At 68.3% G+C, this 17,464-nt stretch carries 19 protein-coding genes; 2 read left to right on the forward strand and 17 right to left on the reverse strand.

Translation table 11 applies throughout. The annotated features are described in order from the left end of the window. Window position 1 precedes the first annotated feature (1 nt). Window positions 2-622: a Spy/CpxP family protein refolding chaperone gene (locus EIP75_RS10870; RefSeq protein WP_125243289.1), complete on the reverse strand. Its 621-nt coding sequence runs from the start codon at window positions 620-622 to the stop codon at window positions 2-4. A 156-nt stretch (window positions 623-778) separates the two neighbouring features. On the opposite strand from EIP75_RS10870, the gene trmL reads away from it, so the two are divergent. Continuing rightward, complete coding sequence (gene trmL / locus EIP75_RS10875) at window positions 779-1,249, forward strand: tRNA (uridine(34)/cytosine(34)/5-carboxymethylaminomethyluridine(34)-2'-O)-methyltransferase TrmL (protein WP_125243290.1); 471 nt, start codon at window positions 779-781, stop codon at window positions 1,247-1,249. Window positions 1,250-1,271: 22 nt separating this feature from the next. Here trmL and EIP75_RS10880 read toward each other — a convergent pair whose 3' ends face one another. From EIP75_RS10880 to EIP75_RS10900, 5 genes are all read right to left on the reverse strand, one after another. Next, entirely contained in the window at window positions 1,272-2,135 is an 864-nt protein-coding gene (locus tag EIP75_RS10880) for a transglutaminase-like domain-containing protein (protein ID WP_125243291.1), read from the reverse strand. A gap of 129 nt (window positions 2,136-2,264) precedes the next feature. After that, entirely contained in the window at window positions 2,265-3,260 is a 996-nt protein-coding gene (locus EIP75_RS10885) for an NAD(P)H-dependent glycerol-3-phosphate dehydrogenase (protein ID WP_125243389.1), read from the reverse strand. A 44-nt stretch (window positions 3,261-3,304) separates the two neighbouring features. Continuing rightward, window positions 3,305-3,769 carry a protein-export chaperone SecB gene (secB, locus tag EIP75_RS10890; RefSeq protein WP_125243292.1) on the reverse strand — a complete coding sequence of 155 codons (465 nt, stop codon included), beginning with the start codon at window positions 3,767-3,769 and terminating at the stop codon, window positions 3,305-3,307. Between the two features lie 226 nt (window positions 3,770-3,995). Beyond that, window positions 3,996-4,259: a glutaredoxin 3 gene (grxC, locus tag EIP75_RS10895; protein ID WP_125243293.1), complete on the reverse strand. Its 264-nt coding sequence runs from the start codon at window positions 4,257-4,259 to the stop codon at window positions 3,996-3,998. A gap of 105 nt (window positions 4,260-4,364) precedes the next feature. Beyond that, the gene (locus EIP75_RS10900) at window positions 4,365-4,778 is read right to left on the reverse strand and encodes a rhodanese-like domain-containing protein (protein WP_125243390.1); all 414 of its coding nucleotides are present in this window, start codon (window positions 4,776-4,778) and stop codon (window positions 4,365-4,367) included. 152 nt (window positions 4,779-4,930) lie between these two features. On the opposite strand from EIP75_RS10900, the gene gpmA reads away from it, so the two are divergent. Continuing rightward, window positions 4,931-5,674: a 2,3-diphosphoglycerate-dependent phosphoglycerate mutase gene (gene gpmA / locus EIP75_RS10905; protein ID WP_125243294.1), complete on the forward strand. Its 744-nt coding sequence runs from the start codon at window positions 4,931-4,933 to the stop codon at window positions 5,672-5,674. Window positions 5,675-5,713: 39 nt separating this feature from the next. Here the strand turns inward: gpmA and EIP75_RS10910 are convergent, their stop codons facing one another. The 11 genes from EIP75_RS10910 to EIP75_RS10960 form a co-directional block, all read right to left on the reverse strand. Further along, window positions 5,714-6,766: an exonuclease/endonuclease/phosphatase family protein gene (locus tag EIP75_RS10910; protein ID WP_125243295.1), complete on the reverse strand. Its 1,053-nt coding sequence runs from the start codon at window positions 6,764-6,766 to the stop codon at window positions 5,714-5,716. Between the two features lie 23 nt (window positions 6,767-6,789). Further along, the gene (locus EIP75_RS10915) at window positions 6,790-7,704 is read right to left on the reverse strand and encodes a carbohydrate kinase family protein (RefSeq protein ID WP_125243296.1); all 915 of its coding nucleotides are present in this window, start codon (window positions 7,702-7,704) and stop codon (window positions 6,790-6,792) included. Window positions 7,705-7,726: 22 nt separating this feature from the next. Then, entirely contained in the window at window positions 7,727-9,223 is a 1,497-nt protein-coding gene (locus EIP75_RS10920) for a DUF3426 domain-containing protein (RefSeq protein ID WP_125243297.1), read from the reverse strand. 22 nt (window positions 9,224-9,245) lie between these two features. Continuing rightward, the gene (prmA, locus tag EIP75_RS10925) at window positions 9,246-10,178 is read right to left on the reverse strand and encodes a 50S ribosomal protein L11 methyltransferase (RefSeq protein ID WP_125243298.1); all 933 of its coding nucleotides are present in this window, start codon (window positions 10,176-10,178) and stop codon (window positions 9,246-9,248) included. A gap of 32 nt (window positions 10,179-10,210) precedes the next feature. Further along, a complete protein-coding gene (gene accC / locus EIP75_RS10930) occupies window positions 10,211-11,560 on the reverse strand; it encodes an acetyl-CoA carboxylase biotin carboxylase subunit (RefSeq protein WP_125243299.1) in 1,350 nt (449 codons plus the stop codon). 9 nt (window positions 11,561-11,569) lie between these two features. Next, window positions 11,570-12,022: an acetyl-CoA carboxylase biotin carboxyl carrier protein gene (accB, locus tag EIP75_RS10935; protein ID WP_125243300.1), complete on the reverse strand. Its 453-nt coding sequence runs from the start codon at window positions 12,020-12,022 to the stop codon at window positions 11,570-11,572. Between the two features lie 78 nt (window positions 12,023-12,100). Beyond that, on the reverse strand, window positions 12,101-12,553 hold the full coding sequence (gene aroQ, locus EIP75_RS10940; protein ID WP_125243301.1) for a type II 3-dehydroquinate dehydratase: 453 nt from the start codon (window positions 12,551-12,553) through the stop codon (window positions 12,101-12,103). 155 nt (window positions 12,554-12,708) lie between these two features. After that, on the reverse strand, window positions 12,709-13,215 hold the full coding sequence (locus tag EIP75_RS10945) for a TlpA family protein disulfide reductase (protein ID WP_233584803.1): 507 nt from the start codon (window positions 13,213-13,215) through the stop codon (window positions 12,709-12,711). Between the two features lie 128 nt (window positions 13,216-13,343). Then, entirely contained in the window at window positions 13,344-14,609 is a 1,266-nt protein-coding gene (locus EIP75_RS10950; RefSeq protein WP_125243303.1) for a hypothetical protein, read from the reverse strand. Further along, window positions 14,578-15,201 (reverse strand): hypothetical protein, encoded by a 624-nt coding sequence (locus tag EIP75_RS10955; RefSeq protein WP_125243304.1) that lies wholly within the window; start codon window positions 15,199-15,201, stop codon window positions 14,578-14,580. Before EIP75_RS10955 ends, EIP75_RS10950 begins: the two co-directional genes overlap by 32 nt. A gap of 10 nt (window positions 15,202-15,211) precedes the next feature. Next, window positions 15,212-17,452, reverse strand: a complete 2,241-nt coding sequence (locus EIP75_RS10960) for a molybdopterin-dependent oxidoreductase (RefSeq protein ID WP_125243305.1) — start codon at window positions 17,450-17,452, stop codon at window positions 15,212-15,214. Window positions 17,453-17,464: the final 12 nt, after the last annotated feature.

The raw sequence follows: 17,464 nt of genomic DNA on the forward strand, positions 1-17,464 counted from the left end.
CTCACTGGGCGGGCGCAGGAGGGGCGTCACCGGGCAGGCGGTCAGCCGACTCGGGGCGGTCGCTGCGGCGGGCCTCACGGCGCTTTTCGCGCTCGGCCTGGCGCGCCTTGACCTTCTCGCCCAGCTGGGCGCGTTGTTCAGGGGTCAGCACCTTGGCCACGTCCAGCATGGCGGTCAGCGTGCGCTTGGACACGGCGTCGTGCTGGGCCAGCATCTTCTGGCGGGCCTGTTCGGCCGCGCCCACGTCGATGCTGGGCTGTGTCAGCACGTTCAAGGTGTCCTTGCGCAGATCAGGGGCCGATTCGCGCAACTGGCGCAGGTCATCGCGTGCGGCGCCGGCGATCTGGCGGATCTGTGCGCGCTGCGCGGCGGTGGCTTGCACCTCGTCGAGCAGGCGGTCCAGGCCGGGGCCGCCGAACAGGATGCCGGGGCCGCCAGCAGGGCCTGGGTGGTGGGCCACCTTGTGGATGGCGGCGCGCGGGCCGTGGCCTGGGGTCGCCCAGGCGGTCATGGCGGAAGCGGAGGCCAGCACGGCACCGACCACCAGCATCGAGCCGGAGGCCAGGCGTGTCCAGCGGGTGGCGTGGCCACGAGTCTGGGCGGTGGGGATCGATTGAGTCATGGAGGGGTCTCCTTGGGTGTTGCAGAAGGGCACGATGCCTCTCTGTCCATGGGCCCATGGTCCGCCCCGGGGGTAAAGCGTGTGTGGACCCCGCGTAAAGATCTGTGTAGGCCCCGCACAGCGGCAGGGGCTGTGGCAGGCCTAGAATCGCGCCCCATGTTCCGCATCGTCCTGGTCCAGCCCGAAATCCCGCCCAACACGGGCAATGTGATCCGCCTGGCGGCCAACACGGGCTGCGAGCTGCACCTGATCGAGCCCCTGGGCTTCTCGATGGACGACAAGCTGCTGCGGCGCGCCGGCCTGGATTACCACGAGTACGCGCCGGTGAGGCGCCATGCCAGCTGGGAGGCGTTTGTGCAAGCCGAAAGGCCTGATGCGGCTCGGCTCTTCGCTTTCACCACGCATGGCAGCCAGCCGGTGGGCCAGGTGGCCTGGCAGGCGGGGGATTGGCTGGTGTTCGGCTGTGAAACGCGAGGGCTGGATCCGGCCTTGCGCGAGCAGTTTCCTGCTGCTCAGCGCGTGCGCCTGCCAATGCTGGCAGGGCAGCGCAGCCTGAACCTGAGCAATGCCGTGGCAGTGGCCGTGTTCGAGGCCTGGCGCCAGAACGGCTACGCCGGCGGGGCCTGAGCCTCGCGAGCGCCTTGCCCACTCACATGCCGTCGTCGGTGGACAGCGCCTCGCGGCAGCGGTAGGGCATGGTGGCGTGAGGCGCCACCAGGGCCTCGATGGTGATCAGCGGCGGTGGTGAGGTGACCGTGCCGAAGATGGTGGCGTAGGCCACATCGGCGGCATCGCGCCCGGTGCCGAAGCGCACGAAGCCCATCGGGATGGCTGTGCCTGAGGGGTCGAAGATGTACCAGCGGTGGCCCAGGTAGACCTCCACATAGGCGTGGAAGTCGGTCGGGCCCAGGGCCGGATCCGCACCGTAGTCGATGCCGGTGGCGAAGCGCGCGGGGATGTTCACGGCGCGGCACAAGGCGATCATCAGGTGGGCGAAATCGCGGCAGATGCCCGCGCCGTCGCGCAAGGTGTCCAGTGCCGAGGTGTTCGAATCCGAGGTGTTGGAGGTGAAGCTGACGCGGCGCTGCACCCACTCCTGGATCGCCTGCACGCGGCTGTAGCCCTGCCACAGGTGCCCGAACTCGGCCACCGCCAGCTTGTGCAGCTGGTCCGACTGACAGTAGCGGCTGGGGTAGATGTAGCTCAGGGCCCGCATGGGCAGTTGCGAAACCGGGATCTCGGCGATCTGGTCTGGCTGGGCGATGTGGTGGTGCAGCGCCACCGTGGCGCCGTACTGCACGGTCAGGGGCCCAGGCGCCGCGCTCAGCCGCAGGTAGCGGTTGGCCGTGGCATTGTCGGTGTGAATCTGGGGGATGAGGGCCTGGCTGATCTGCAGGCTCTCTTGAGTGACCGTCTGCTGCCTGGTGTGGGCGGCGTGGATGTTGAAGATGAGATCGCAGCCTGGGGGGGCGATGTCATACCGGAGCTCGATGCCGAGCTTGATCTTGATCACAAGGGCCTTTCTGGGGCGTTGGCCTGGGACGCAGGCTGCGCCTTCGAAAGCCGAATGTCTTGCAGCAAATGTAGTGCCATGTCGCCGATGGCGCACCAGGCCCTGTTCGCTCGCCTTCCCTGTGCAGGGTCAATGCTCGGGGCGGGCCTCGCGGCCCATCAGCGCCTGCACGGCGGCTTGCGGGCTCAGCCGGCCGTCGATCACCTGCACCACGGCCTCGGAAATGGGCATGGACACGCCCAATGTCTGGGCACGCGCCAGCACCGTGGCAGCACTGTAGACCCCTTCGGAGACATGCCCCAGTTCACGCAGGATGGTGGGCAGGTCCTTGCCCTGGGCCAGTTGCAGGCCCACCGTGCGGTTGCGTGACAGGTGGCCGGTGGCGGTGAGCACCAGATCGCCCAGGCCGGACAGGCCCATGAAGGTGTCCGGCTGCGCGCCCAGGGCCACGCCCAGGCGTGTCATCTCGGCCAGGCCGCGGGTGATGAGGGCCGCGCGAGCGTTCAGGCCCAGTGCCAGGCCATCGGCGATGCCGGTGGCGATGGCCAGCACGTTCTTGACCGCGCCGCCCACCTCGACGCCGACCGGATCGGCAGAGGTGTACACACGCAGGCTGTCGCTGTGAAAGGCCGTGACGGCCTGCTCGCACAGCGCGGCATCGGGGCTGGCGGCCACCAGGGCCGTGGGGCTGCCTTGCGCCACTTCCAGCGCAAAACTGGGGCCGGACAGCACCCCGCTGCGGCCACCCGGGCGGACGGCCTGGGCGATTTCGTGGCCCAGGCGGCCGGTGGCCTTGTCAAAACCCTTGCACAGCCACAGCACGGCGGCATCGGCAGGAACGCGCGCCAGCATGTCGGCCAGGGCCGCCATGGGCGTGGCGATCACCAGCAGGCCGGTGGTTCCGGCGTGGGCCAGGGCGGCCTGCCAGTCATCGGTGATCTCCAGGCTGGCGGGCAGCCCGGCTTCGGGCAGGTAGCGCGTGTTGCGGCGCTCCTGCTGCATGTCTTCCACCTGGGTGGCGTCACGACCCCACAGCAGCACCCGGCCCGCACCGCTGGCGCGGCGGGCGGCGCTGATGGCCAGGGCTGTGCCCCAGGCACCTGCGCCCAGCACGGCCACATTCAGTGGGGGTGTCGGCACGGGCGCCAAGGGGGTGTGCGTCAAACCGGTCAGGCGTGGCCGACGGCGCCGCCCTGGGCAGCCTGGGCCTGCTCCACCTGGGCCTGGTACATGGCCTGGAAGTTGACTTCGGTCAGGTGCACGGGCGGGAAGCCGGTGCGGTTGATCGCGTCAGCCACGGTGGCGCGCAGGTAGGGGTAGACGATCTGCGGGCAGGCGATCGCGATGATGGGCTGCAGCTGGTCTTCCGGCACGTTGCGGATCTCGAACAGGCCGGCTTGCTTGGCTTCGACCAGGAACAGCACCTTGTCGTTGACCTTGGTGGTGACGGTGGCGCTGACGGTGACTTCGTAGACGCCGCTGTCGCTGACGTTCTCGGCGTTCAGGTTCAGCTGCACGTCGACATTGGGGTTGCCTTGCTCCAGGAAGATCTGGGGGGCATTGGGCAGCTCGACCGACAGGTCCTTCAGGTAGATGCGCTGGATGTTGAAGCTGGGTTGGGCTTGGTCGCTCATGTGATCCTCGAGTGTGCGTGAATATCGGTGAATTGGTTCAGGCCGGGGCGCTGCGGTTGGCGCGGAGAACTCCAAGCCGGAAAGGCAACAGGGCTGGATTATCGCCCAGCCCTGTGACAGCCCTCGGTGGGGCAGCGCTCATGGTTTGCAGGGAATTCCCCCTGTTTCGGGGTGCCTGCGCCCGGATGGGCGCCATGGCGGACAGCTTGTCCGCCAGGCCCTGGGATCAGGCTGCCTGGGCCAACAGGGGCACCAGCTTGCCTTCCTGGTCGAGCGCGATCAGGTCGTCGCAGCCACCCACGTGCGTGTCGCCGATGAAGATCTGCGGCACGGTGCGCCTGCCGGTGATTTCCATCATGTGGTCACGCTGCTGGGGATCGAGGTCGATGCGGATCTCTTCGATGGCGCTGACGCCGCGTTGCTTGAGCAGCATCTTGGCCCGCTGACAGTAGGGGCAGACCTGCGTGGTGTACATCTTGACGTTCTGCATGGCTTTGGCTGCTGGCTTGTATGAGGGGATTGTCCTGCCCCGGGGTTAACCAAGGCGCCGACAAGGTGTTGCCACCCTGGTGTAGGGCGGCTGGCACACCATGGCTCAGGCGGCCTTGTCAATCGGCAGATTGGCCTCGCGCCAGGCCTTCAGGCCGCCGCGCAGGGCCTGGGCCTTGTCGTAGCCCAGGGCCTTGAGCTTGGCTACCGCCTTGCCGGCGCGCGCGCCCGTGGCGCACACCACCACCAGGGGCAGCTGCTTGTTGGTGGGCAGGCCCTTGACGCCATCGGCGATGGTGTCCAGCGGCACGTGGCGGGCATTGCGCACGTGGGCGGCCGCGAACTCGGCGGCATCGCTCACGTCGATCACCGTGGCTTTCTCGCGGTTGATCAGCATCACGGCGGCCTGGGGCTCGAGGTCGCCGCCGCCAGCGCCATTGCGCAACTGAAGCCACAGCAGGGCGCCGCCGGAGCCCAGGGCTGCGGCGATCCAGTACCAGTTTTGGGTGAGGTAACTCATCATGATGCGTGTGGCGTGCAAGTGGTCCCGACGGGCGGGGGCCCGTGCGCGGAACCGGAGATTATAAAATCCCTGGATCCGGTGTGCGGTAAGCCATATGGCCTGCCGCGCCGCCTTCCTTCTTTTTGACTGACCAACAAGGCAGCAGCGCCATGTACAAGCTTGTCCTCATCCGCCACGGCGAATCGACCTGGAACCTGGAAAACCGCTTCACCGGCTGGACCGATGTGGAACTGACCCCCACGGGCGTGGAGCAGGCCAAGCAGGCCGGCCGCCTGCTCAAGGCCGAGGGCTACGAGTTCGACGTGGCCTACACCTCGGTGCTCAAGCGCGCCATTCATACCCTGTGGCACACCCTGGACGAGATGGACCGTCCGTGGCTGCCGGTGGTCAATTCCTGGCGCCTGAACGAGCGCCATTACGGAGGCCTGCAGGGCCTGAACAAGGCCGAGACCGCCAAGCAGTACGGCGATGAGCAGGTGCTGGTGTGGCGCCGCAGCTATGACACGCCGCCGCCCGCACTGGACGCCAACGACCCGCGTGGCCAGCGCCAGGACATCCGCTACGCCAAGCTGCAGCCCGAGCAGATCCCGCTGACGGAATGCCTGAAGGACACCGTGGCCCGCGTGCTGCCGTTCTGGAACGAGGCCATGGCACCGGCCATCAAGGCCGGCAAGCGCATCGTGGTGGCCGCGCACGGCAACAGCATCCGCGCCCTGGTCAAGTACCTGGACAACATCGGCGATGACGAGATCGTGGGCGTGAACATCCCGAACGGCATCCCGCTGGTGTACGAGCTGGACGCCGACCTCAAGCCCATCCGCCACTACTACCTGGGCGATGCCGAAGCCGCCGCGAAGGCCGCTGCGGCCGTGGCCACGCAGGGCAAGGCCTGAGCGATCGCTCATGGATCGAGCCGGCGCGCTGCCGGCTCGTCAAGGCGCCATGTTGTCCAACTGCACACCCAGCGGGCAGTGGTCGGACACCAGGCGCCTTTCTTCTTCCAGCGTGTAGGGCAGGCGAGCGAAGCGCACGCGGCTGGTGGCGAAACGCAGGCTCTGGCCCATCAGCACGTCGTCGATGTAGCGGCTGTGCTTTTCTTTCGACGTGCAGGGCACGTAGACCTGCTTGTTGGTGGCGGGATAGAGCACCGCGCCTACCGGGCGGTCATCGCTGATGGCATCTAGCAAGGCCAGGGGCGCGGCTTCGTCCGGGCCGGCGGCCAGGCGTGCGTCGCGATCGAGGTGTCGGTTGAAATCGCCCAGCACGGCGAAGTGCTGTTTCTCGCGCACGCGGGCATCCACCCAACGCTCGATCACCGGCACCTGCTGACGCAGCTTGCCGCACGGTGCGAACTCTCGGTCCAGCGCGCCCTCGAAGCAGCCACTCTTGAGGTGCACGGCCAGCAGGCGCACGGCATTCTTGGTGTTGGGGTAGAGCGTGATGTCGGCGCCGCCGCGGGTGCGGCCGTCGATGTCGAGCGCCTGCAGCGGCGGGTTGCAGCGGTAGGGCACGCCCTGGCGGATCGCGAAGCCCACCTTCTGCGGGTGGGCGCGCGGCGTGAAGCAGTCCAGCGCCCAGCCCTGGCGGAACACCTGGCCGGCCGCCTTCGGACCATCGACCTCTTGCAAGGCCACCACCACGTCACCGGGCAAGGCGGCCGCACGGCGGGCGACCCCGGCCAGCGCCTCGAAATCGGCGTTGCTGCGCAGTGGCGGTGGTTTGCGCCCTGGGGCGCAGGGCACGGCCCGCTCATCGCTGGCGGGCTGCTGGCGCTGGCAGTGCGCCCGCAGCTCACGCTCGTCCGCGGGGGCGATCAGCCACTCCATGTTCCAGGTCATCAGCGTGAGCGGGCGGCTCTGCGCCTGCACCAGGCCAGGGCTGGCACCCAACGCGGCGGCGGCCAGCAGCGCGCTCAACGTCCTCGATGCACGGGTGGCATGCCGCATGAACACGGCCATGGGGATACTGCGTTGCGTAGCCGTCATGGCAGGGTTCTCAGGCAATGGGCTCAGACCTGGGCGAGCAGCGCCTGGCGATCAATGGTGTAGGTCTGCGGGCCGGGGGTGGCGATCTTGGCCGCGCCCATCTGGTTGCCCAGGCGCACGCTGCGCACCAGGTCCCAGCCTTGCGACAGGCCGTACAGCAGGCCGCCACGGAAGGCGTCGCCACAGCCGGTCGGGTCGACCACGGTGTCGGCCTTCAGACCCGGCACATGCGTGGCCGTGCCTTGCTGCCACACGTTGCAGCCTTCGGCGCCCAGGGTCTCGATCAGGCCCTTGAGGTGCGGCTGGCGCGAGATCTCGGCCAGGGACTGGCCCACGCGGTCGGCCAGCATCTTGCCTTCGTAGTCGTTCACGGCCACCCAGGTGGCTTGACCGATGAAACGCTTGAGGTCTTCGCCGTCGAACATGGGCAGGCCCTGGCCCGGATCGAAGATGAAGGGCACCTTGGCCTGGGCCAACTGGGTGGCGTGCTCGATCATCGCGTCGCGGCCGTTGGGGCCGACGATGGCCAACTGCAGATCGTCGCGCTGGGGCACGGCCTGGCTGTGGGCGTTCGACATCGCGCCTGGGTGGAAGGCGGTGATCTGGTTGTTGTCGTTGTCCGTGATGATGGTGCATTGGGCCGTCATCGCATCGGGCAGCGTCTTGACCAGATCAAGCGGCACGCCCCATTCGCGCAGGCGTTCCAGGTAGGGGGCACCGTCGCTGCCCAGCGTGGCCATGATCAGCGGTGTGCCACCCAGCAGGTGCAGGCTGTAGGCGATGTTGCCGGCGCAACCTCCGTATTCGCGGCGCAGCGTGGGCACCAGGAAGGACACGTTCAGGATGTGCACCTGGTCGGGCAGGATCTGATCTGCGAAGCGGCCTTCGAAGCGGCTGATGTTGTCGAAGGCGAGCGAGCCGCCAATGAGGATGGCCATGGTGGTGTCCGTTTGAAAGAGATCAGGGATAGAACAGCTCGACCGTGTAGCCGGCCAGCGCCAGATCGGGCGCGCGCAGCTGCCATTGCAGCGTGGTGCTGCTCTGGGCTGGCACGGCGTCGGGCGGCCGGGTGCTGCGGTCCGTGTCCGCATTGTCGCTGGCCGCGCGCGTGGCGGTCTTGACATCGAACACGCGCCGCACGACGACCGCGCCGTTGGCATCGGTCAGGCTGAGGTCCAGGTGGGGCCAGGCCAGCGTGGCCTCGGCCCGGTTGTGGATGATGGCGGTGAGCCGGTAGGTGTCTTCGCCGAGCGAGCTGGTCTTGACGAGGGCGATGTTGTCCACCTGCAGGTCTTCAATCTGCATGGGCGGGTTGATCCGGCAGCCGGTGAGCTGGCACCACTGGGCCAGGTAGGGCGCCAGGGCCGGGTAGTGGCTGGCCAGCCGGTCGTGCTCCTTCTGGGCTACCTGGGCGGCCAGCAGCAGGGCCAGGGCCAGGGCGGTGAAGGACAGCACGGCGCGCACCGCCGGGTGGCGCCAGATGGCCTTGCGCTCGGCCTGCTTGATGAAGCCAGGGGCTTCGGTCTGCGGGCCACGGCCACGCGTGCCGGGGCGGCCCTTGCGCTTGCTGGGGGGCGGCAGGGATTGTTCGGGCCGGTAGTCGCCATCCTCGGGCAGGCGCGAGGGGATGGTGTTGGGGCCGTGATCGGTGTCTGCGTCCGATGCAGGCGGTGTCGCGGCGGCCACCACGGCGGAAGGTGTTGCCGCGGGGGGCAGGGGCGATGCGTCGGACGCCTGCGCGGGTTCGGCGGGATCAGTGGCCTCGGCCGGTGCGGTCTCGCCCACCGGGTCTGTTTCAGGGAAGTTGAGCGTGTCTTCACCTGAGCGGCTCCAGCCGGCCGCCCAGTCGTCGTCCAGATCGGCCATGGCATCACTGGGAAACTCGGCGTCGGCGAACTCGGGGCCGCGGCGGGACCGACGGCGGGTGGGCGGCCGCCTTTCGTCGGAAGGCAGCAGGTAACGCGAATCCAGCGCGTCGGATTCGTCGGTGACGGGGTATTCGCCCTCGTCGCCGTTGTCATCATTCGCCGTCCGGATGGCGGGCTGGGTCAGCGCGGACATCGCGGCGGCCACGGCCTCGTCGGACGGGGGCAGGTCCAGTTCGAAATGGGTGACGGCCGAGGTCGGGCGGCGGTCCTGCGGCGGCAGGTCGTCGCGGATCACCGCGTCGTCAGGGGCCGGTGGGAAGGCCGTCGGCTCTGTCGCCTGGAAGGCTTCGGCAGGGCTGGGCACGGCAGGCGGTTCTGGCAGCGACGGGCTGGGCGGCTGCGTGACCACCGTGGTGGGCGGCACGATGCGCTGTGGGGGCGCCTCGCGCTCCATGTCGAACAGCCCTTCGAGGGCGTTGAACACCTCGGTGCAGCGCCCGCAACGCACCCAGCCTTCGGACACCTTCAATTGGTCTTGAACGACCTTGAAGATGGTGTTGCAGTGGGGGCAGCGGGTGGCCAGGCTCATAAGGCCACGTTTATGCCACCGATCAGGCGGGTTTTTGCGCCGTCATCAGGATCCAGCCGTCTTCTTCGTTGGCAACCTGCAACTGCAAGCCCACGCCAGCATAGGCGTCCTTCAGTTCCTGCTCCTGGCGCGCCAGGATGCCGGCCAGCACCAGGTGGCCGCCGGGGGCCACATGGCCAGCCAGCAGCGGGGAAAGCAGCTTGAGCGGTGTGGCCAAAATGTTGGCCAGCACGACGGGGTAGCTGCCCTGCGATTCACCGATCAGGTCGGGCAGGCCGGCGTTGATCGGTGTGCGGCCCTGGGCATCGGCCAGGTGAGCCAGGTTGGCCGCGGCATTGGCCTCGGTGGAGTCGACCGCCGCTGGGTCGATGTCGACCGCATCGACCTGCGCCGCGCCGAACAGCGCCGCGCCGATGGCCAGGATGCCCGAGCCGCAGCCGTAGTCCAGCACGCGGCGGCCTTGCAGCTCACCGGCGTGGCCGGCGATCCACTTCAGGCACATGCGCGTGGTGGGGTGGGTGCCGGTGCCGAAAGCCAGGCCCGGGTCCAGCCGCAGGGCGGTGGTGGCCTGGGCTGGCACCTCGTGCCACGTAGGCACGATCCAGAAGGTGTCCGTGATGGGCACGGGCGCGAACTGCGACTGCGTCAGGCGCACCCAATCCTGATCGGCCACTTCCTGGATGCCCTGCACGTGGATGTCGGTGGCCCAGTCCTGCGCCAGGATCAGGGTGGCGGCTTCCAGTGCGGCGGCTTCGTCAGGGAAGAGGCTCTTGACGGTGGAGCGCTGCCAGGCCTCGCGCGACACCGGCATGCCGGGCTCGCCCCACAGGGCTTCCTCGTGCTCGGTGTCGGCGTCGGCATCTTCGACCGACACCGAAAGGGCCTCGACCTCCATCAGCGCATCGCTGAGCAGTTCGACGTCGGCCTCGGTGGCGAGCAGGGTGAGTTCGTGCATGTGGGTAGTCTGAGCGGTATCAGGCGGGCCGCTCAGCGCTTGCGCGCGGCCATCCAGTGTTCGAGGTAATGGATGTCGGTCCCGCCTTCGATGAACTTGGCGTCCACCATCAGCTCGCGGTGCAGCGGGATGTTGGTGTTGATGCCTTCGATCACGGTCTCGGACAGGGCCGTGCGCATGCGGGCCAGGGCCTGCTCGCGCGTGTCGCCGTGCACGATGATCTTGCCGATCATCGAGTCGTAGTTGGGCGGCACGAAGTAGTTCGTGTAGATGTGCGAATCGACGCGCACGCCAGGGCCGCCGGGCGCATGCCAGGTGGTGATGCGGCCGGGCGAGGGAATGAACTTGACCGGGTCTTCCGCATTGAGGCGCACCTCGATGGCGTGGCCCCGCAGCTCGATCTGGCGCTGGGTGAAGGGCAGCTTCTCGCCGGCGGCCACGCGGATCTGCATCTGCACGATGTCGATGCCGCTGGTCATCTCGGTGACGGGGTGCTCCACCTGCACGCGCGTGTTCATCTCGATGAAGTAGAACTCGCCGTTCTCGAACAGGAACTCGAAGGTGCCCGCGCCGCGGTAGCCGATCTTCTTGCAGGCGGCGGCGCAGCGCTCGCCCACCTTCTCGATCAGGCGGCGGGGGATGCCCGGTGCAGGCGCTTCTTCGATGATCTTCTGGTGGCGGCGCTGCATGGAGCAGTCGCGCTCGCCCAGCCACACGGCGTTCTTGTGCTGGTCGGCCAGCACCTGGATCTCGATGTGGCGCGGGTGCTCCAGGAACTTCTCCATGTAGACCGCCGGGTTGCCGAAGGCGGCACCCGCCTCGGCACGCGTGGTCTGCACGGCGTGGATCAGTGCGGCCTCGGTGTGCACGACGCGCATGCCGCGCCCGCCGCCACCTCCGGCCGCCTTGATGATCACCGGGTAGCCCACGGCGCGGGCGGTGCGGATGATCTCTTTCGGATCTTCGGGCAGGGCGCCTTCGGAGCCGGGCACGCAAGGCACGCCCGACTTGATCATGGCCTGCTTGGCCGAGACCTTGTCACCCATGGTGCGAATGGACTCGGGCGTGGGGCCGATGAAGGTGAAACCGCTGGACTCGACGCGCTCGGCGAAGTCGGCGTTCTCGGACAGGAAGCCGTAGCCGGGGTGGATGGCCTCGGCATCGGTGACTTCAGCCGCCGAGATGATGGCCGGCATGTGCAGGTAGCTCTGCGCGGAGGGGGCCGGGCCGATGCAGACGGCTTCGTCGGCCAGGCGCACGTACTTGGCGTCGCGGTCGGCTTCTGAGTAGACCACCACCGACTGGATGCCCATCTCACGGCACGCACGCTGGATGCGCAGCGCGATCTCGCCTCGATTGGCGATCAGGATTTTCTTGAACATGGCCCCCCCTTATTCGATGACGAACAGGGGTTGGCCGTACTCGACCGGTTGGCCGTTGTCCACGAGGATCTTGGTGATCGTGCCGGCCTTGTCGGTCTCGATCTCGTTCATGATCTTCATGGCCTCGATGATGCAGATGGCCTGGCCTTCCTTGACCTGATCACCCACCTCGGCAAAGGCCTTGGCACCGGGGCTGGAAGCGCGGTAGAAGGTGCCGACCATGGGCGATTTGACCACGTGGCCGGTTTCGATCGGAGCGGCTTCGGCCACGGGGGCGGCTGCGGTGGCTGCAGCCGGGGCGGCGGCCACGGGTTGCGCCTGCATCACCGGCATGGCGACGGCCACGGGGGCTGCACCTGCCTTGACGATGCGCACCTTGCCATCGGCCTCGGTGATTTCCAGTTCAGAGACGTTGGACTCCGAAACGAGGTCGATCAGGGTCTTGAGTTTGCGCAGGTCCATGCTGAGGATCTCCAGGGTCGCCGGGCCGGGGCCCGGTCGGCTCGATGAAAAATAGGGGAGAAAAAGAGGGCGTCGGGCTCAGGCGGCCGGGGCGGGCGCGTTCAGGCGCTCCAGCGCGGCATCCAGGGCAAGCTGGTAACCCAGCACGCCCAGGCCGACGATGACGCCTTCCGCCAGATCCGAGAAATAGGAGTGGTGGCGGAAAGGCTCGCGGCGGTGCACGTTGGAGAGGTGCACTTCGATGAAGGGAATGGCCACGCCCGCCAGCGCATCGCGCAGCGCCACACTGGTGTGGGTGTAGGCCCCGGGGTTGATGACGATGAAGGCGGTGCCGTCCAGACGGGCAGCATGCACGCGGTCGATCAGCGCGCCTTCATGGTTGCTCTGGAAGGCGCTGAGCGTGGCGCCGCGTTGGACCGCGCGCTGGCTCAGGGCCGCGTTGATCTGCTCCAGCGTGGTGGCCCCGTAGACCTGTGGTTCTCGGACGCCGAGCAGGTTCAGGTTAGGGCCATGGAGGACAAGAATCTGCATGTGTTCGTTGAACGAAGGCCGGATTGTGTCCAACTGTTCGTTCAAGAAAATGAAAGTAGGCGGATTTTAAGCACAAATGAGCACAAAAATCTCATCTGCTTATGTGCTTGAGCAATCTGCCCCGTAAAGCCGCCGTGGCAGGGGCTGGGGGCGTGTCAGCCGAACTCGCGGGCCCAGCCGCTGAGTTCATCAGCGTGGGTCGGCCCCATCTTACGCTGGCGGATGCGCCCCTGGGCATCGATGACCACCGTGAAAGGCAGGGCACCTGCCCCATTGCCCAAGGCCTGGGCCAGCTCGGTGCCACCAAAGCCGGCCAGGCCGATGGGGAAGTGTACCGGGGTTCTGCCCAGGAAGCCCTTGACGGGGGTGGCGCTGTCGATCGCCAGGCCGATCACGTGCCAGCCCCGGACGTTGTGGGCTTGGTGGAAGCGGTCCAGGTCGGGCATTTCCTTGACGCAAGGGGGGCACCAGGTGGCCCAGAAGTTCACGACCAGCGGCTTGCCCTGGAAGGACGCGAGCTTCAATGGCGGGCCGTCGACCGTGTCGAACTGTTGGCTCCAGAAATCTGCTGGCAGGGGATCGCCCGGCGCATTGGCGCTGTCAGCGCCTTCCCGGTGCCGGGCCCACCAGAGCCCGCCGCCCAGGCCTGCGAGCGCGGCCATGCCACCAGCCACCCAGAGGCGTCGGGATGGGGAGGCAGGAGGCGCGGCGGAGGGGGTGCTCGGGTTTTCCATGGGGTGGCAGTGTACGCGGGCACGCTGCCTGGCGCTGTTGTCCGCCCGGGCGGCGGTCAGGGCAGGGCCTGGGGTCTCAGCAGGCTGGCGCGCACCTGGGCCCAGGGCAGCACCACAGGCTGGCCGCGGCAACCGCGGTCGACTTCGGCGTAGACATCAGGGGCCACCGCCAGGCCCGGCGCGGTGGGCCAGATCTGCCAGCCATCGGGCACGCGACCGCCGGTGAGGTCGCCACGGGTGCAGCGGCCACCCCTGCATTCGTAGTGGGCCAGCACCAAGCGGGCGCAGCGGGCCTGGTCCGACGTGGCTGATGGCACATCGGGGGGCAGCGCAGTCACCTGGGCGGCAAAGGCTTTGAGCGCCTGCGCGGCCAGCAGGTCGCGGCGCTCGAAGTCGACCGCCTCGGTGCCCGGGGCGGTGAAACGGAACCAGCGTGACCAGTCGACCGCCTGGCCCGTGGACAGGTCATAGGTGGTGGCGGTGAAGCCGTTGCTGGGATGGGCGGCACCTGCGAAATAGAAGCCGACGCTGTAGGTCAGGGCCAGCCAGCGCTGGTTGGCGAAGGCGACATCCACCTGGTCGTCGTGGTCCAGTGCTGTCAGGGCCTGGCCGATGCGCTCCTGCCATTGGGTTTTGAGCTGGTCGTTGATGCGCTGCAGCGCGGCGGGCGAGGCGCCTCGGGTGAACTGAGGGGCCGCCACCTTGGAGCGCGCGTCGCTGAGGGTTTCCCAGGCGACGGGGCCGAGCTGGCCGCCTGGCATGCGCTGCCCGCGAATGCCCTTGAGCCGGCGTTGTTCGTAGGGGTCGGTCAGCGCGCCGGCGGTGGGGGCGTAGTCGGCCACACGGGTGAGCGAGACGGTGGCCGGCACGAAGCGGGCGGTGGGGCTGGACACCTGCCACTGTCCTTTGGCGCTCGTGCCGGCCAGCGTGAGCGACCATGTGGCTCGCGGACGCTCGCAGGGTGCGTCAGCGATGCCGTAGTCGGGTGCGCATTCCTGCAGGGCAAGGGTGTCCGACGAGCCGGCATCCGCGTCGGGGACAGGCCCCCAAAGGCCCAGGTCACGGCCGAAGCGCTCGTAGAAGTATCGGCCAGTCCATCGTCCCTGTTCGTTGAGGTACAGGGCCATGACGATGGGCTGCCCTGCCAGGCGGCCTTCCCAGACCCCTTGCCAGGCAGGGGCGGTCGCGACGGCCTTGACGACGGGCCCGGATGCCGGAGCGGCCGATGAGGGCAGGGCTGCCCACACGCCGCAGGCGGCCAGCAGTGTGGACGCCAGGCGCACGGTGCGCTCAGCCAGGCGGAGGCGTGGGGTGCAAGCCATGGTGGGGGTCCTCCAGCAGTTTGTTGAGTGCGTTGAGATCGCCGCGCTCCGTGCGGCCGCGGGCATCGGGCTTGAGTGCGCCGCGCAGGTCGTCCAGGTCCAGGATGGTCAGGTGCAGGCCGATGGCCTCGCCGCCCAGGCCAGGGCAGGGCACGGTGAGGCTGAGGCGGTCCACTTCATCGCCACGCGGTCCAGGCGCGCTGCTGACATCGTACGAGAGGCGCTGGTTGATCAGTGCGATCTCGGCGGATTTCGGATCGTCGCAGTACAGCTGCAGGTGGATGTCGTTCAGGCGCGTGGCAGTGCCGCGCCAGACGGCCCCTGTGAGGTGTGGACGGAACTCGGTCAGACGGCCCATCCAGCGGGCGGCCAGGGCGCGCAGCGCGGCCAGTTCGGCGGGCTGGGTGTCGGCGCAGAAGATGGCGATGTACTCCTCCACCGCTTCTTCGACCTGGTCATTGCCGGGCAGGGCGGTGCGGGCGTTCAGGCCCAGCACCTTGACCGCGCGGCGCTTGGCCGGGCCGTATTCCAGGCCTTCCTCCACCACCAGCCGCGCGGCCGCGGCGGCGATTTCTTGGCTGATCTCGCTCATGCGGTTGATTCTAGGCGGCCACCTGCCCCTGTACCTGCACGGGCACGCCGCTGAAGGCGGCGTTGCCGCTGATGCGGTCGGTCAGAAGGTCATCGGTCAGGTCATTGAGGCTGGCGCCTGCATGGGCCTGTGCCACGGTCAGGTTCGTGCCCTGGCGGTCATGGCCCCACCCGTGCGGCAGGCTGACCACGCCAGGCTTGATGTCCGGGGTGATGTGCACCGGCACGGCCACCTGGCCGACACGTGAGCGCACCTGCACCGTCTGGCCTTCGCTGAGGGTGCGGGCCTGGGCATCGGTGGGGTGGATCCATAGCACGCAGCGCGGCTTGCCCGACACCAGGCGTGCGCTGTTGTGCATCCAGGAGTTGTTGCTGCGCACGTCGCGCCGGCCGATCAGCTTCAAGGCGGCCTGGGCACCTGTCTCGGTGTCAGCTGGGGCTTCGGCTGCTTGCGCGGCCTGAACCTGCGCGCGCATGTCGTGCAGATCGCGCGTGATCGGGGCTGGCAGCAGCTTGATGCGACGTGATTTTTTGCTGAGCAACTTCACCAGGGAGGGCTGGAGCGGCCCCAGGTCGATCCCTTCGGGGTGCTGGCGCAACTGCTTCATGCGCAGCGGGTAGCTGCTCTTGCGCAGGCCGATCGCCAGCAGCTGATCCGGCCGCAGGCGGCCCAGGATGCTGCGCGTGGCCAGGCCCTTCAGGCGTTGCGAAGTGGTGGATCGCTCCAGCGCCCACGTGCGGTGGGCATAGCGGCGTGCCAGCTCTGCATAGATCTGCCAATCGTGCAGGGCGCCTTCCGCCGGGGCCACGACCGCCTGGCTGTAGCGCGTGGCGTTGCGCACGGCCAGGTGCCAGAACAGCAGGTCGTAATGGTCGTGCTCGACGAAGCAGGTGGGGGGCAGGATCACGTGCGCGTGGCGTGTGGTTTCGTTCAGGTAGAAGTCGATGGACACCATGAAGTCCAGCCCCTGCAGGGCCTGGTCGAGCTGGCGGCCATTGGGCGTGGACAGCACCGGGTTGCCGCAGGCCGTGACCAGGGCGCGGATCTGGCCCTTGCCCGGCGTGAGCATCTCTTCGGCCATCACGGCCACTGGCAGTTCGCCGCTGAACTCGGGCGCGCCGCGCACGCGGCTGCGCCACACGTCGTGGTGGCCCGGGCCCATCAGGCCCAGCTTGATCAGGTCCACGGCGGGCGAGGTGAGCAGGGTGCCGCCCACGCGGTCCACATTGCCTGTGAGCAGGTTGATCACCTGGATGGCCCACTGGCAGACCACGCCGTGCGCCTGCGTGGACACGCCCATGCGGCCGTAGCAGACCGCGCCATCGGCGGCGGCCAGCTCGCGCACCAGGGCGCGGGTGGTGGCCGCGTCGATGCCGGTGAGGGCGGCCGTGGCCTCGGGCGAGAAAGGCTGCACGGCCTCGCGCACGGCGTCGACCTGGTCCAGCAGGGGCTCGAGCGGGCCCGGCTTGAGCAGGTTCTCGTCGAACAGGATGTGGATGGCGGACAGCAGCCAGGCGGCATCGGTGCCCGGTGTGATGAAGTGGTGGGCATCGGCCACGGCGGCGGTCTCGGTGCGGCGCGGGTCGATCACCACCAGCTTGCCGCCACGCTGGCGCAGGTCCTTGAGGCGCTGGCGCACATCGGGCACGGTCATCAGGCTGCCGTTGGAGGCCAGCGGGTTACCGCCCAGCACCAGCATGAAGCGGGTGTGGTCGATGTCGGGGATGGGGATGCGCATCTGGTGGCCGTACAGCCAGTACGCCACCACGTGATGCGGCAACTGGTCGACCGAGGTGGCCGAGAAGCGATGCCGTGTCTTGAGCTGGCCGAAGAACATCGGGCCGTGCGTGACATTGCCCCAGTTGTGCACATTGGGGTTGCCCTGGTAGATGGCCACGGCGTTGGCGCCGTGCTGCTCGCGCACGCGGGCCAGGTTGTCCGCGACCAGGTCGAAGGCCTCGTCCCAGCCGATCTGCCGCCAGGTGTCGCCCACGCGCTTCATGGGCAGGCGCAGGCGGTCGGGGTCTTCGTGCAGGTCCTTCAGGGCCACGGCCTTGGGGCAGATGTGTCCGCGCGAGAACGGGTCCTTGTCGTTGCCGCGAACGCTGGCGATGCGCTCGCCCTGCGTGGTGGTCTCGACCTGGAATTCGAGGCCGCAGATGGCTTCGCAGAGGTTGCAGGCGCCTTGCACGGTGCGGGTCGAGAGCACGGTGGGGGCGGTGGCCGGCGCGTGGGGGACGGTCTGGCTCATGGGGCTCGTGGG

Origin of the sequence: Aquabacterium soli, from assembly GCF_003933735.1 — a bacterium.
In the GTDB taxonomy this organism is placed as follows: domain Bacteria; phylum Pseudomonadota; class Gammaproteobacteria; order Burkholderiales; family Burkholderiaceae_C; genus Aquabacterium; species Aquabacterium soli.